18 protein-coding genes are annotated in these 12,811 nt (G+C 56.0%); 16 read left to right on the forward strand and 2 right to left on the reverse strand.

All coding sequences use genetic code 11. The features are described 5' to 3' along the window. Nucleotides 1-9: 9 nt before the first annotated feature. A complete protein-coding gene (locus ACGYLO_RS12415; RefSeq protein ID WP_394376750.1) occupies nucleotides 10-735 on the forward strand; it encodes an ankyrin repeat domain-containing protein in 726 nt (241 codons plus the stop codon). Nucleotides 736-810: 75 nt separating this feature from the next. Here ACGYLO_RS12415 and ACGYLO_RS12420 read toward each other — a convergent pair whose 3' ends face one another. Further along, nucleotides 811-1,413, reverse strand: coding sequence for a hypothetical protein (locus ACGYLO_RS12420; protein ID WP_394376751.1), 603 nt, complete (start codon nucleotides 1,411-1,413; stop codon nucleotides 811-813). 171 nt (nucleotides 1,414-1,584) lie between these two features. Here ACGYLO_RS12420 and ACGYLO_RS12425 point away from each other — a divergent pair, with 171 nt between their 5' ends. The 15 genes from ACGYLO_RS12425 to ACGYLO_RS12495 all read left to right on the forward strand — a co-directional run bounded on the left by ACGYLO_RS12425 (nucleotide 1,585) and on the right by ACGYLO_RS12495 (nucleotide 12,031). Next, nucleotides 1,585-1,785 carry a hypothetical protein gene (locus tag ACGYLO_RS12425; RefSeq protein WP_394376752.1) on the forward strand — a complete coding sequence of 67 codons (201 nt, stop codon included), beginning with the start codon at nucleotides 1,585-1,587 and terminating at the stop codon, nucleotides 1,783-1,785. A gap of 132 nt (nucleotides 1,786-1,917) precedes the next feature. Next, nucleotides 1,918-2,538: a hypothetical protein gene (locus ACGYLO_RS12430; protein WP_394376753.1), complete on the forward strand. Its 621-nt coding sequence runs from the start codon at nucleotides 1,918-1,920 to the stop codon at nucleotides 2,536-2,538. Between the two features lie 134 nt (nucleotides 2,539-2,672). Continuing rightward, nucleotides 2,673-3,665: a phage Gp37/Gp68 family protein gene (locus ACGYLO_RS12435; protein ID WP_394376754.1), complete on the forward strand. Its 993-nt coding sequence runs from the start codon at nucleotides 2,673-2,675 to the stop codon at nucleotides 3,663-3,665. A gap of 264 nt (nucleotides 3,666-3,929) precedes the next feature. Next, nucleotides 3,930-4,373: a hypothetical protein gene (locus ACGYLO_RS12440; protein WP_394376755.1), complete on the forward strand. Its 444-nt coding sequence runs from the start codon at nucleotides 3,930-3,932 to the stop codon at nucleotides 4,371-4,373. Next, entirely contained in the window at nucleotides 4,370-4,936 is a 567-nt protein-coding gene (locus ACGYLO_RS12445; RefSeq protein WP_394376756.1) for a hypothetical protein, read from the forward strand. Before ACGYLO_RS12440 ends, ACGYLO_RS12445 begins: the two co-directional genes overlap by 4 nt. Then, nucleotides 4,905-5,783 (forward strand): hypothetical protein, encoded by an 879-nt coding sequence (locus tag ACGYLO_RS12450; protein WP_394376757.1) that lies wholly within the window; start codon nucleotides 4,905-4,907, stop codon nucleotides 5,781-5,783. Before ACGYLO_RS12445 ends, ACGYLO_RS12450 begins: the two co-directional genes overlap by 32 nt. Nucleotides 5,784-5,845: 62 nt before the next feature. After that, the gene (locus ACGYLO_RS12455; protein ID WP_394376758.1) at nucleotides 5,846-6,499 is read left to right on the forward strand and encodes a 3'-5' exoribonuclease domain-containing protein; all 654 of its coding nucleotides are present in this window, start codon (nucleotides 5,846-5,848) and stop codon (nucleotides 6,497-6,499) included. A 56-nt stretch (nucleotides 6,500-6,555) separates the two neighbouring features. After that, entirely contained in the window at nucleotides 6,556-6,939 is a 384-nt protein-coding gene (locus tag ACGYLO_RS12460; protein ID WP_394376759.1) for a hypothetical protein, read from the forward strand. Continuing rightward, nucleotides 6,936-7,301, forward strand: coding sequence for a hypothetical protein (locus ACGYLO_RS12465; protein ID WP_394376760.1), 366 nt, complete (start codon nucleotides 6,936-6,938; stop codon nucleotides 7,299-7,301). The genes ACGYLO_RS12460 and ACGYLO_RS12465 overlap by 4 nt, the downstream gene beginning before the upstream one ends. A gap of 113 nt (nucleotides 7,302-7,414) precedes the next feature. Then, complete coding sequence (locus ACGYLO_RS12470) at nucleotides 7,415-7,921, forward strand: hypothetical protein (RefSeq protein WP_394376761.1); 507 nt, start codon at nucleotides 7,415-7,417, stop codon at nucleotides 7,919-7,921. 9 nt (nucleotides 7,922-7,930) lie between these two features. Further along, complete coding sequence (locus ACGYLO_RS12475) at nucleotides 7,931-8,827, forward strand: hypothetical protein (protein WP_394376762.1); 897 nt, start codon at nucleotides 7,931-7,933, stop codon at nucleotides 8,825-8,827. Nucleotides 8,828-8,890: 63 nt separating this feature from the next. Continuing rightward, a complete protein-coding gene (locus tag ACGYLO_RS12480) occupies nucleotides 8,891-10,192 on the forward strand; it encodes a hypothetical protein (protein WP_394376763.1) in 1,302 nt (433 codons plus the stop codon). A gap of 12 nt (nucleotides 10,193-10,204) precedes the next feature. Continuing rightward, a complete protein-coding gene (locus ACGYLO_RS12485; protein ID WP_394376764.1) occupies nucleotides 10,205-10,420 on the forward strand; it encodes a hypothetical protein in 216 nt (71 codons plus the stop codon). Nucleotides 10,421-10,526: 106 nt separating this feature from the next. Continuing rightward, nucleotides 10,527-11,255, forward strand: coding sequence for a hypothetical protein (locus ACGYLO_RS12490; RefSeq protein WP_394376765.1), 729 nt, complete (start codon nucleotides 10,527-10,529; stop codon nucleotides 11,253-11,255). Between the two features lie 8 nt (nucleotides 11,256-11,263). Further along, on the forward strand, nucleotides 11,264-12,031 hold the full coding sequence (locus ACGYLO_RS12495; protein WP_394376766.1) for a hypothetical protein: 768 nt from the start codon (nucleotides 11,264-11,266) through the stop codon (nucleotides 12,029-12,031). An 18-nt stretch (nucleotides 12,032-12,049) separates the two neighbouring features. Here ACGYLO_RS12495 and ACGYLO_RS12500 read toward each other — a convergent pair whose 3' ends face one another. Continuing rightward, complete coding sequence (locus ACGYLO_RS12500) at nucleotides 12,050-12,811, reverse strand: exonuclease domain-containing protein (RefSeq protein WP_394376767.1); 762 nt, start codon at nucleotides 12,809-12,811, stop codon at nucleotides 12,050-12,052.

The raw sequence follows: 12,811 nt of genomic DNA on the forward strand, positions 1-12,811 counted from the left end.
AGAGCTGTGATGGCATCCAAGCTTAGGATTTCCCGTGTTGGAATTAGCGTCTCTCTGACCGTCCTGATGATGATTGGCACAGCGACAATGGCGCAGGACCTTTCATGCGTTGTCATGAAGGCATCTGAAGAGACGGCCGAGGATACATTAGCTAGGAACAGGTGCATCAATGAATGGTGGGAGCATGCCACAGTTACGGACGTCGAAAGCTTCCTTGAGAGCTATGATGTAAACACGCGTTATCGATCTGACTTCACCCCTCTGCACAAGACTATAATATTTGGGAGCAAAGCAGCGACTATGGCCGTGATAAGCGCTGGTGCTGACGTCAACGCGCGTAGCAATAAAGGCCAAACACCGCTACATGAAGCTCCAAGAACGGATGACCCTGAGATAGTCTCCGCGCTGCTTAAAGCGGGTGCCGACGTACATGCACGCACCACTCGAGGTGAAACACCGTTGTGGCGTGCAGCTTGGCGTGAGAGCGAGGCGATAATTAAGTTGCTCCTGGATGCCGGGGCGGATCCCAATGCCGCCGATGAAAGCGGACTTAGCGTACTTCATGTGGCTGCGAAGTATTCCACGCCGGAGGTGGTTCGGACCTTGCTGGAGGCACGAGCCGACGCGACCGCAGTCAATCAGGAGGGCGCCACAGCCTTCCAGTTGGCCGAGGATAACGAGAAATTAAAGGGAACCGAGACCTACTGGCAACTCAATGATGCGAGTTTCAAGTAACGGGACGGTCATATCTCGGGCATAGAAAAGGCCGCCCCGAAGGGCGGCCCATACATCTCTAAAAGACTTGCTGGATCAGTTCGTGACCTGCGTCTTTGCCTGCATGTTGATCGCTGCGGCGAACTCAGCTTCGCTCATTGGGATCATCACACCGTCATCCGCCACGGAGAAGACCGAGGCCGGCAGGGCAATGCGTTCGATCGGCTGATCGAGCGAGCCTTCCATTTCGCCATCGAGGTCTATGACGACAACGCCGGCGCTCTGATCCACAGAGTTAACCGTCCCCAGGGTCTCGCCAGACTTCGACGTGACCACGGCATCTGCGGTCAGAGCGGCGTCAATCCGTGCAGCTGTGTCACTGGCGGCAGAGTAGCCTTCGGCCGCAACAGCTGCAGCAGCCTCACCGGTCGCATCCAGCGCATCAGCTGTTACCTCGCCTGCATCGTTCAAGGCATTGGCTGTCGCACTTCCGGCATTCTCGACTGCGTCGCCGGTGGCGTCACCAATGGCCTGTGCGGTATCGATGATCTCGGCGCCGGCGGCGGAGGCTTCGGCACCGACGGTGGTCTGGTGTCCGTCGACGTCGGTGACCTCAGCTTCAGCTGCGAGGTCCTGCGCGCTGGCCATGCCAGCCATGAGTGCGAGTGCGGCGGTGGTCGTCATGATGTGCTTGGTCATCCTGTTCGTCTCCTTATGCTCGATTACCCTTATGGGCTTCAGACAGACAACACCCGCCTTAGCACAGCGTTCCAATGTTTGTGCGAAAAACAATAAGTCAGGCGCTTTTCCTTGTAAGGTTCGCTCTTTTGGCACATCTGACTAGCAGATGCGAAAATAGAGGAAACCATCATGCCTTCACCTATTGTCGAAGCAAAGCGCCCGAATTACGAGAACGGTTTCGCCTCAGTTCGGACTCGCGCCAAGGCCGAGGGTCTGGCGCGCCTTGCCACGCGTGAAAGCTTCGCCCGGCGTTTGACGTTGACGCAGGTTGATCTCATCGAGACAGATGCGGAATCTGAGTTGGCGGACGCGTCGCACCCTGCCCTCTAGGCCATTGGGTCTCGCTCTCTGTATATATTAAGGAAGTCCGTCAGATACCCGTATAACGGGTTGCATTCACGGAGGTCTCAGTGATTTAATGCAAGCAATTCATCACCGTAGATCGAAAGAAGACCGCGCCCAATGAGTGACATGTTCGACGTTTACTGGCGGGAACGCGGTATTGCCCTTGAGAGAAGCTCGCGTCGGAATGCAGCGCGCGCTCAACAAATCATCGATGAGCTGGCCGAAGAAAGGAATGCAGCTCTGAGGCAGAGGGATGCGGCACGAGAAAGGGCAGATGTCTGGCAGGCCCATTATATCGGCTTGAATGCGCGCGCGGAATTCCTGCTCCAAGAGCTGGATAAGGCCTATGGTGGGGCCCACCTCAACCCTGTTCGATCGCCCGCCAGCGAGGGAGAAATTACCCTTCCGAGGGGCCCGCGCGAAGGAGAAGTCATCGACTTCAGCGAGCTCGTATACCTCACGGCCATGAATCGCCATATACATGAAAAGAAGAGCCATCTTGGTCCCTACCAAAAGCTGATCGAGCGCTGGAAAATCTTCGGGGCTGGAACCCGGGAGAACCAGTGGAAAGAGCGTGTTTCTCATATCGTTGAGTTTTACGAAAATTATGTTCCGCGCCTCACTGCCTTCGCCCAGAGCGCGTCCCCCCATGTCGAGAACGACAAAATCGAAGAAGCTGAGCAGGATCCCGATTGTGGTCACCTGGACAACACAAAGCAACCCAGTCAGGATAAGTGAGCCTCCGTATTGCGCGGTAGGACTCCCTACCTGCGGCGTGATCAACACGGTGACCGCCGTATTCCTGCAAATTTGCGAAAAAGATTGCCTTACCCTGTTGTTCTGCATATCTGAAGTCTGAAACGGAGGCACAGATGGCTGAGAATACGAATATCGAATGGGCGACCCACACCTTCAATCCCTGGATGGGATGTCAGAAGGTTGGTCCGGGCTGCGACCATTGCTATGCGGAAGTCTGGGACGAGAAGGCCGACGGCGAGAGCCGTTGGGGCCCACATGCTGTGCGTACCCGCTCCAAGCAGGGCAACTGGGACCGCGTTGTCACCTGGAACAGCAAGGCGCGTGATGCAGGCATCCGCGAGTCCGTCTTCGTGGCCTCCCTGGCTGATGTCTTCGACACCCACAGCTCGATCTTGCCAGAATGGAGGGCCGACTTGGCGGCTCTCGTTAAGAAGTGCGAAAATCTCGACTTCATGTTTTTGACCAAACGTGCCGGAAACGTCGAGAAGCTGCTGGGTGAGATGTTTCCTGAAGGTGCCCCGGGCAATCTGTGGATCGGTGCGACCATCGTGAACCAAGAAGAGGCGAACCGCGATATCGTAAAGCTTCTTAAGGCTAAGTCGGCTTGCGGCTTCCCGGTAGCCTTCCTGTCGATGGAGCCCCTGCTGGGTCCGGTGGTGCTGACTGACCTGATCTACAAGGATCACGGTGAGACGATGCGCTTGAACGCTCTGACGGCCGAGATCTGGGCGGAGGAGTCTGAGAGTGCTGCGGGTTATGCCAATGAAGCAGACGGTGTGGCAAAGCTCGACTGGATCATCGTTGGCGGTGAGACCGGCGTAGAGGCGCGCCCCATGCATATCGATTGGGCACGTTCCCTGCGCGATCAGTGCGCCGCGGCGAGCACGCCCTTCCTCTTCAAGCAGTGGGGGAACTGGTTCCCTTACGGTGAGATGGACGCCAGTGGCGCGATGAACAGCGTGACCCGCGGTGAGAAGCCGGGCGTATGGCACGAATGGGACGGCGCCAATGGCTTTTCGGTATATCTCGACAAGAAGATCGCCGGGCGGTTCCTTGATGAACGCACCTGGGACGGCGTACCACAGGTAGAAGCGGAGCCATCCTGATGGGGGAGTACAGCTTCTTAGATCACATGTTTGTCCTGAACTGTGGCCTGCTCTCGATCGCTTGTTCCATCTACATCGGGGTGACGATCTTTATCGTCATCTCGGTACTTCTCATGGCGTTTTATACTATCATTTTCGCAGTCTCGGGATGGATTGAGTACCGCGACCGAAGAGCGGCGAAGCGGCTCCTAAGCCAAAAGAACCAATAACAATGCCTGCCCTGGTGGCGCGCTGCGAGAAAGGCCACATTAGATGAAGCATTACATGACCGCATCGAGACCCATTGTTTCTGTTCAAGTGACCGAACGCCTTATGGTCTATGTTGTCGGTCCGATGGCCGTAGCTGCCTCTGGCATTTTGGCCTTCTATGTCTCGACCCAAGGCGTGCGAGAGCGGGAGGAACAGATGGACCACCTGTTCATGTCAGTGATGGAAAGCTCAAACTATGAATTGGCGCTCGATCGCGACCAGCTCAACAGCTTCGCCCCCTTTGCGAAATCTGGGGTGATCGTGGCCCCACAGGACACAACCGGCATTCGTCCCGTACTTTTCTGCCTCAACGGCGTCGATGGCGGCATGAGCGCCCTGATCGGAGACTACGACGGCCTCAGGGTTGCCAAGGACGCGCTCGAATTCACGCGAGAGCAGAGGATGATGGAGCGCTGCGAAGCGGCGCTTGCGCAGTACGAGGAAGGGAAGAACCAATGATCGCACAGCAGAGGAAATCTGCCCGAAAACGCATTCAGCCCGAAGAATTGCCGAATGATTTCGAAGGTCTGATCAAGGCTATTTCCTACACATCGCTGAGCGAAACTCGCATTGATGACGATATCAAAGAGTCCCAAACGAAGGAGCAAACCGACAGGTTGATTGCATGGCAAGCTTCAGCGCGTCGGGCTCAGCGTTACTACATCAACTTGCGTGAGGTGGCTGTTGCGAAACTGAAGGCCCTCCATGGCGTAGACAGCCAGGCTCAAGCAGTGAATTTCGCCCAGACCTACCGCGATGCCACCAAGCTTGCGAAGAAGAAAGGTCGCTATCTGGATGGTCGAAGCCAAGCGGGTCTCTCTGCGGCAAAGAAGTTCGTGTCCGAACACGCACCGGAACTGATGGAGGGTCTTTATCGGGCAATTTCCGACGCGCAAGAGCAGTACGAAATTGACCACGATACTCTTTCGAAACCTGCCCCAGATACGCTTGGTCTCGCCATTGAAGAGGCCGCGGAGCAGGAGCGCTGCGATGTGGAAACGGCAGCCCAGCCAGACTTCTGAGATCAGGATCACCAATATGAAAACCGACATACCCTACGTATTTGATGCTTACGTCGCTCCCGAGGAGCGTGTGCAGGATGCGACGCTGTACTACTATTTGGATCGGGCGCTGGAGGGTAGAATGGTGCCCTGCTCTTTTCAAACCGCACCTGCCTCTGGTGTGACATGGGGTATGGACCGGCCGGGCATCCTTCCTGGGCGCCGTGAGATGGCGCGTGCAGCCTATGAAAACACGCATACTCTGGCAGCTCTTGATGGCTCGATCATCCCTGCGGCCTTGGTGGTGCAGAAGATTGCCGAGAGCCCGGAGCAAGGTCTTACCATTCGAAACCTCAAGGATCCGTTGGGGTCTCTGCGCCATATGCAGCCTGGCGATGACAGCTCTGCGCACCTGCATGCGATCGGCGCCTCTGAGGATGATCCCGTTGTAATCCACCCTGACTACGATCTTCGCCATAAGCGCCGTTTCATGGTGGTGGCGGGCAAGATCACCTGCGAAAGCCCGAAGAAATTCAAGATGGATCTGATCAACCCATCGGACGATGACTTCGAAGACCTTCAGGTTGACGAGCGAACAGATCAATTCATTCATGGTGACCTCGATTGGCGCGACGCGCAACATGCGGCCGCCATGACCCTCTTGACAGCTTACCCCCTGCCCTGCGGCGCCATTGATGTCGGCCTCTACAATGATGGGGGTGAGATGCGCGCGCGGATTGATTGCGTGATCGCAGCGCCGCCGGGCGGCGTCTTTCCTTATATGGCTGATATGTCCCGCCATGCTGCGAAGATCATCGAACATGCCGATGAACTGTCACCTGTCCCATCCGAAGAGATGGCACCTTAAGCGCAACTTTCATGAGCAAGACTTAGTCTAGGTCCAAGACCAATTGATTTCGGAGAAACACGATGAACCGCAGTATTAATGGCACAATGATTGATGGCGAAACCCTCTCTCTGGGCCCCAAGGCCCTGATCTGGGAGGTGGCGGTCGTCCCTTTCCGCATCAACATCTTCGAGGATGGCGCGACCTGGGAAACCACCGGTCTGCCCTATCATGCGATGATCGATTACGACGATATGTCGACCCGGGGATTTGATATCGACATGCAGACCATTGCCTGGACTTCCCGGCAGCGACGCGGCGATCCGGCCTGGGACTACTGGCGCGAAAAACACTTCAACCCCGGCGCGGACCTCAAAGCCCTGCCCCGGCCGGGCGTCATGCTGCAGGATCCCTCGAATGTGCTCTTCAACATGTCCCATATGGTAGGCGATAAACCTGTCTGGTTCCGCAACGCGGCCTTCGATGTGCCGGCGATCGAGAACCTCGCGGGCATCTGCCAGCGCGAGATGCCCTGGCACCGCCGGCAGCAGTCCGATCTCTACACCCAGATCAACATGATCAAGCAGTTCATGGACTTCGACGACAAGCTCCCGGCCGCTGCCGAGCATACCGCTCTGAGTGATGCCATGGCGCAGATCGGTCAGCTCACCGACATTACTGGTAAGCTTTACGCGCAGAGGGCGCCGAGTGCTGATCTCGGTGAAGTGACGCCCTGAACGCTGCCTTGGCAAAATGCGAAAAAGAAACCTTCAGATCAATGAGAGATACACCAATGAATGACATGAATACTCGAGGCGCGGCATACAAAATCCAGATCACGGCCTTTGCCTGCGCTGCCGCTGGCTTCTTCACCCTCGCGATCTATTCGGTCGCGATGAGCCAAATCTTGGCTGCGACCTGCACCACCCTCCTCGCCGTGGTTTCAACATTGCGCTGCCGCTACCTGTCCAGGCGCGGATATACGAACAATCAAGATCCATTCGTCTGGACATTTTACGCGGTCGCCATGACGCTTCTCTTCGGGTGCCGAAATCTTGGCGTGCCGGAAGATCTGGTTCAGTACAGCACTATTGCCCTGCTCTTCACGTCTGTGCCGATCCTCCATGACCTTCTCGCCCATGTTCGCAAGGGCCGCGGCAAAGCGCAGAACCTGTGAAGAACAAGGCTCATGTCGGTTCACGGATCACCCGCATCTCCGGAAGGACTTCAATCGTCCTGCTGAACGCGGCGACCTTGGGTCTATACTTCATCGGCGTGATTATCTGGCAAGAGCAGATACAAGTCCTCCAGCTTGTGACCTTCATGTCCTATCTGTCTCTGGCGCTCCACTGCGGCAGGGACCTCACAGAGAGAAGTCCAGACCCGCCCTTAGGAGTGTCCCGCGGCAGTCTCATCGGCGCACCGCTTTTTGCCTATAGCACCTATCTGCTGGGTGACCCCGAAATTGCCCTTGTGGCCGCCCTTATGGCGACCCTGTCTTTCTGTATGTGGTTGGGGGTTATGGCCGTCTCGGAATAGCTTCGCACTTTCATAAAACTGCCTGAGACTACACCAAGAGGTGATCTATGAACATGCAGCCCCACGGTTTGAAAATCGGCAACCCCTTCGCTCCGCAAGAGCCATCACATGGCATGACTACGATGTGGGTCATGCGCGACATCGAAGAGCCCGACATTCTGCTTTCGGATGAAATGGATCACTACGATGCCATGCGGGTGGATCTTGACCCCCGCAAGGGCGCTGTGATCAGCCGGGTAGACGCCTTGCGCGAAGTTCTGGTTACCGGCCGCGGCCATGATGACCGCCACCTGACGGCGCCCACGATGATCGATGTCACCCCTGCCCTGAAGTGCCTGACCCTGCGGGACTTCGTCGACATCCAATCCGAGGGATTTGCCCCCGGGGACGCGACAGCGCGGCTCCTCGATGAGCTCGAGGCCCAGGGTGACCCACGCGCCGGCCGGCTCCGCCTCTATGAGCGTGAGTGGTCCAGCCCGGACGAGACCGGGCGCCGCGCCACAGCCTGCCTGCATGTCGACGAGGACCAGCTTATGGCCTGGTGCGAGAAGCATCGGCCCGAAATCCATGAAGAGCTTCTTTACCGCAAAGAAGCCGCAACGCCCAGCTACACAGATTAAAGAAGCCAAATGCACTACGATCTCTCTGAAATGTCCCAAACCCAGGCCGCAGCCTTCATGAAGCGCCGCATGGCGCATGCCAACCTCGGCATCATCCAAGAGGCCATGGCAGATGCCGGTGTCAAAAACATCCGTGTCATTGGCCGCACTTCTGATGAGGTGCTCAAGATCGATCGCGATTGCGAATGGCAGTACACCCGTGATCCCGAAGAGGTCGGCAACCCTGAGGTCAAGCTGCTGGACTGGAGCCTTGGCAATCATCTCTATGGGATGGAACCCCGGCCCCTGCGCGATGCGGTACGGGCCTGCGCTTTTGACATCATGAACACTTTAGCGCCGTGCTGGAATGAGGCTGAGAATGCCCTGCTCGATCTAAATATCTCCGATAAAGACGCAAAGCTTGTGGGGCACATCGATACGCAAGGCCTCGAGCGCATCCAGGTAAATGCGAAACTAGAGGCATACGACCCGGTTGCCGCACTCGGTGAACCGGTCCTGCATTGCCATGAGGGCTCATGGTACGAGATCAAGGATAAACATGAGGCAAAAGCCGCGACGCGTTTGGGGCAGAACGGTGTCGAGGTGCATTATGGGTATTATACATCCACCAATAAAGATGGTGAGCGCCCTGACCAAGCGGAAGAAATTTCCTGGCTAACATTCGTTGAGCATGACGGCGCAGAAAGCAGGGCCGAGGTAACTATGGCGGCGCAAAAAAACGCGACATATGACGCCGAAAAATGGCCTCATAGCAGCCATGTCACAGGGTACCAGAATGCTGACGCATATCACTTCTTTGAGGCAGACATCTATGCTGTTTCAGAATTTCTGGATCTTCACGTTGAGCCGAACCACATGTGTCGTGCCCTGCCGGAGCCTGAGGCAGAGGATAATCTGGAGCCTTAAATATAAAGGTCCTACAATTTCCCTTTAATGTGACGTCCTGAACCAAATTTGGAGACCCTAAATATGAATGATGAAGCTCTCTTTGGGGTCAAAATGACACTCATGATGGGATCAGAGATGATCCCGAAACTCAAAGCCAGCTCTAAGGGCAGATCGGATCCGCTCTACGATCAGGTTGAGGCTGCTTGCGAGAACTTCGCGAAGCTGCTGCAGGATGGCGGTCTTCCGGCCGTGAACTACGAAGCCCAGCGCAACGCAGAGATCGCCCAGCAAGGCAAAGATGCTGAAGAAGACCCGCCCTCTGGATCGGATTTCCCCGCCTCAGACCCGCGGATGCTGGTGGATGCCGAGTGGATGAACGTCGAGGATTACCTGGATGAGTTTGATTGCATCCCGCTGACTGTGCATCTTCCCTTGATGCCAAGGGATCAATTCATCGGTGCGATGAATGTCGTCTACGAGGCGGTCCGCGAGACCTTCTCCGACGAGATCGAAGCCCTTGATGTTAATGGGATGGGTATGAATGCCACCCTGGCGTATAAAGCCGATCGGCCCGACCTCCTTCGCTTCCTGACAAACGCGCCCGAGACAGCATGGCAGGCCATGGGGAACCGGCTCTACAATCCGTCCTCAACAACACTGCGCCAGCTCAGCGGCGCGCGCTTGATGCGCGACATGCAAGTTTTGGGGCGAGAGAATATTAGCCTCCACAGCGTCAAGAACGCACTCCGGAAGCCCTCAGGTGGTTTTGGGGAGGCCGTCGGCCGAGAAGGGTCAGACATTGTCATGCTGAGCCACTTTAGCGCCGGCTCCCTGATTGCCATGGCGAAGTTCGGCGAGTTGGAAGGGGTCTTGCGGCGCGTCGATAAAGCATTCGAAGGGCGCACGTCGATGGAGCATCTGCATTCGGTCGATTACATGTCAGAGAAGATCCTTGATCGCTTCAGCGTGGCGCTCAATTGGTCCGCGGGGCTGAAGGAGCGGCTCGATTTCCAGAAAGTCATCTCCCACGGTGAGCTGTCCGGTGAAGGCTCGACCCAGATCCTCGTTCGTCTGGACGGGGAAGTTGTGATGTTCCTCTCTGAAGAGAGCGGCATGGTCTCCGTACCCGATAATTCCGGTAAGCCTGGCAGCCAGTTCATGCAGAAGGCTGGCTTCTCTATTTCAGACATCGATGTGCTCTTCCCGCTGATTTCGCTCGACCTTGCAGAGGTCACCCGGGTGACGGATTTTGAGTATCAGCTGCCGATTGCATCGCAGAGCTATAACACGCTCCTGAAACAGCTTGCCCATAATCTCGATACGATGGGTCTGATCGAGCCGGCGTCTTTGCCGGTTGCAGATGATCTGAATGTGGAACCATGAAAAGGGAAATTGATGCCAAATAGAGCTAAACCCTATTCCGTTAAGCCATGCGGTGACGGACTCTCGATCAAGCAGCGCTACGCACAATTCAGACAAGCCAAGATCGACGCAGTGCGACAAATTGAACAGCACGACGTGAAAATGGCGGCCTCAGCGCGCCGGCTTCTTTCTGTTCCTGTAGAAACGCAGGCAAATGAGCCAGTGACTGACTGCGATCTGGAGCCGTAACCCGCCTCGGTCCATGCCTGCATTTCTCCCTGGCATTCTGGTCATGCGTTTTTTCGCGCTCCTCTAATACACTGTGGTTAATCAGTTATTCAGAGGTGCGATGAATATGGGAAATGCGAAATTATTATTAGCCCCGGGATTGTTTGCCTTGGGGCTATGGGGTGGCGGTGGTTTCTCTAATGAGGCCACCTTCAGCTACAAGGATGTCCTGCATGGGGCCCCGGCTTTCACACAGGTTCATAATGAGGTCATGGCCTATGACTTCCTGCGGGTACAAACGATCGGCTCTGAGCTTGAGATTACAAATCCTGTTCTGGAGAATAAGCTCCGCCTTATTGACGGTCGTCTCGACAAAATCCTGAACAACATGACCCAGGAACAGCCATGGCATTACGCCACTGCCATCGACAAGGTCCGCGAGAAGGCAAAGCAAGAGGTTCACCGCGGGGAATGGTCACAAGAAGGCCTTGAGGCCTACGCCGAGGCATCCATGGAGTTGGACCGCGGTATCGCAGAAATGGGCCAAACAGCGATTGAGACCATCAAGTTCGCCCGCGGTGAATCTCTGCGCAACGCTGATCGCATGGCATCTGTTACCCTGGGATACTCCCTTGGACAGATCTACCATGCTTGGGAAGGTGATCTGGATGATGGCATCCGCGGCTTCTGCGAGACATATGCGAATGAATTCGCTGATCTGACCCCGCAACTTGAAAAGGTAATGGTGGCCGGCCAGGGCAACGCGGTCATAGCGAGCTTTGTAAGCGACCCCTTTGCTTCTCCTGAGAAGGATGATGCAGAGCTGGTTCGCGTTAAAGAAACGCCGGAGCTTTGAGGAAGATTATGAATATGGACATGCAGGGCCAAACAACCAAAGAGGCTGATCCGAAGAAAACTCTCATGTTGGGCGCCGCTTTCTGGGCGGGCACTTTCGGTGTTTTGGGAGCCCTTCAAATCGGGCAGGATCAGGATTTCAAGGATTTTGCACAGAGCATCCCATCCTTCAATCAGCTGCACAACGAGGCCGTCGCCTATGACTATCTACGGGTAGCTGAGATTGGTGCGAATATCGAAATCAATGACGTATTCCTCGATGCCAAACTGCAGAACATGCAGTACCGGCTGCAACCCATGATCGAGGACATGATCCAGGAGAACCCTGAGGTCTACGAGGGTACGATTGCAGAAGTCCTTCAAGACGCCCAGGCTGAAGCCAAGGCTGGCCTCTGGTCGCAAGAGACCCTCAATGCCTATGCCGATGCCACTCTGCAGATGGACATCCAGATTTCGAACATGGGCCACGCTGCGATCGAGAACATTACGAAGTCGGAAAACGTGACGCATTTCGAAGCGGATCGTATGGCCGCGGTGACATTTGGCTACACCTTGGCTGATATGTCAGGTGCCCCCGATGGCGACATTGACGATGGGCTTCGCAAGATTGCTGAGCGACATCAGGAAGATTTTGCGAGCCTGAGCACGCCGCTGAGGAATATCATGGCAGCACAGGCGCCCACTCATCCGACAGGAACGGTGAGGGTCAGCAATCCATTCGAGACGCCTAAGGTTGAAAACGCAGTATATCGAGAAGACACGCCGGATTACAGATAACCCCTGCCCTCTCTGGGGTCAGTCCAGCGTGGGGAGGTCACTTTCTGCAGCTACAGGGATTGTCTGATCATCTTCCGTTTCCGGGTCGGCGAAATACGTCACATCCATCTCGCGCACCCATTCAGGGGTGAAGGATGAAAAGTCGGTTCTTCGCGCCGAGGATTCAGGTCTTTGATGTTTGCGATCTCGTGTCACAACGCCAGCTTCATCCATGAACTTTGGTAGATGGTTCAGGCAGGGGTTCGATCCGATATACTGCGCCAGGAAACCTGGCTGCAGGTCTTCGAGCTTCTCTACGCACATGCCAAGGATTTCGGCATCCAAGAGCGCGCCGTGGAGTTTGCGCTCTGGTGCTGTGATCCCCAGCCTTTGCACCAGGATGTCGAGCTTGAACCGCCCGCCGGTCAGATGCTTCTTGGCCATAGGGATCGTATCGTAGAAATCGATCGTCGGGATCTCGAGTCCGGTCACCGCAAACTCATTGATCAGGACATCCCGATCAAAGCGAGCGTTATGCGCCTTGCAGGGTGCGCCATCGATGAAATCGAGGATCTCCTCTGCCCGCTCTTCAAAGAGAGGTTTGTCGCTCAGGAAATCGTTGCTGAGCCCATGCACCCGTAGGGCGCCGAAGTGGACGTCTCGCTTGGGGTTGAAATAGCTCTGCCAGGTCCGACCGGTGCGCCGGCCGTCCACCATCTCGACGAGACCAATCTCGCAGGCACGATCGCCCAGGCGCGGGCTGCCGCCGGTGGTTTCGCTATCTAGGGCGACAGTTCTCAT

This window comes from Sulfitobacter sp. 1A13353, from assembly GCF_043557255.1.
Classification (GTDB): Bacteria; Pseudomonadota; Alphaproteobacteria; order Rhodobacterales; family Rhodobacteraceae; genus Sulfitobacter; species Sulfitobacter faviae.

Bases quoted from the DNA above. Each gene is read 5' to 3' on its own strand.
- ACGYLO_RS12415 (WP_394376750.1), top strand. From the start codon at position 10: ATGGCATCCAAGCTTAGGATTTCCCGTGTTGGAATTAGCGTCTCTCTG.
- ACGYLO_RS12420 (WP_394376751.1), bottom strand. From the start codon at position 1,413: ATGACCAAGCACATCATGACGACCACCGCCGCACTCGCACTCATGGCT.
- ACGYLO_RS12425 (WP_394376752.1), top strand. From the start codon at position 1,585: ATGCCTTCACCTATTGTCGAAGCAAAGCGCCCGAATTACGAGAACGGT.
- ACGYLO_RS12430 (WP_394376753.1), top strand. From the start codon at position 1,918: ATGAGTGACATGTTCGACGTTTACTGGCGGGAACGCGGTATTGCCCTT.
- ACGYLO_RS12435 (WP_394376754.1), top strand. From the start codon at position 2,673: ATGGCTGAGAATACGAATATCGAATGGGCGACCCACACCTTCAATCCC.
- ACGYLO_RS12440 (WP_394376755.1), top strand. From the start codon at position 3,930: ATGACCGCATCGAGACCCATTGTTTCTGTTCAAGTGACCGAACGCCTT.
- ACGYLO_RS12445 (WP_394376756.1), top strand. From the start codon at position 4,370: ATGATCGCACAGCAGAGGAAATCTGCCCGAAAACGCATTCAGCCCGAA.
- ACGYLO_RS12450 (WP_394376757.1), top strand. From the start codon at position 4,905: ATGTGGAAACGGCAGCCCAGCCAGACTTCTGAGATCAGGATCACCAAT.
- ACGYLO_RS12455 (WP_394376758.1), top strand. From the start codon at position 5,846: ATGAACCGCAGTATTAATGGCACAATGATTGATGGCGAAACCCTCTCT.
- ACGYLO_RS12460 (WP_394376759.1), top strand. From the start codon at position 6,556: ATGAATGACATGAATACTCGAGGCGCGGCATACAAAATCCAGATCACG.
- ACGYLO_RS12470 (WP_394376761.1), top strand. From the start codon at position 7,415: ATGACTACGATGTGGGTCATGCGCGACATCGAAGAGCCCGACATTCTG.
- ACGYLO_RS12475 (WP_394376762.1), top strand. From the start codon at position 7,931: ATGCACTACGATCTCTCTGAAATGTCCCAAACCCAGGCCGCAGCCTTC.
- ACGYLO_RS12480 (WP_394376763.1), top strand. From the start codon at position 8,891: ATGAATGATGAAGCTCTCTTTGGGGTCAAAATGACACTCATGATGGGA.
- ACGYLO_RS12485 (WP_394376764.1), top strand. From the start codon at position 10,205: ATGCCAAATAGAGCTAAACCCTATTCCGTTAAGCCATGCGGTGACGGA.
- ACGYLO_RS12490 (WP_394376765.1), top strand. From the start codon at position 10,527: ATGGGAAATGCGAAATTATTATTAGCCCCGGGATTGTTTGCCTTGGGG.
- ACGYLO_RS12495 (WP_394376766.1), top strand. From the start codon at position 11,264: ATGAATATGGACATGCAGGGCCAAACAACCAAAGAGGCTGATCCGAAG.
- ACGYLO_RS12500 (WP_394376767.1), bottom strand. From the start codon at position 12,811: ATGAGAACTGTCGCCCTAGATAGCGAAACCACCGGCGGCAGCCCGCGC.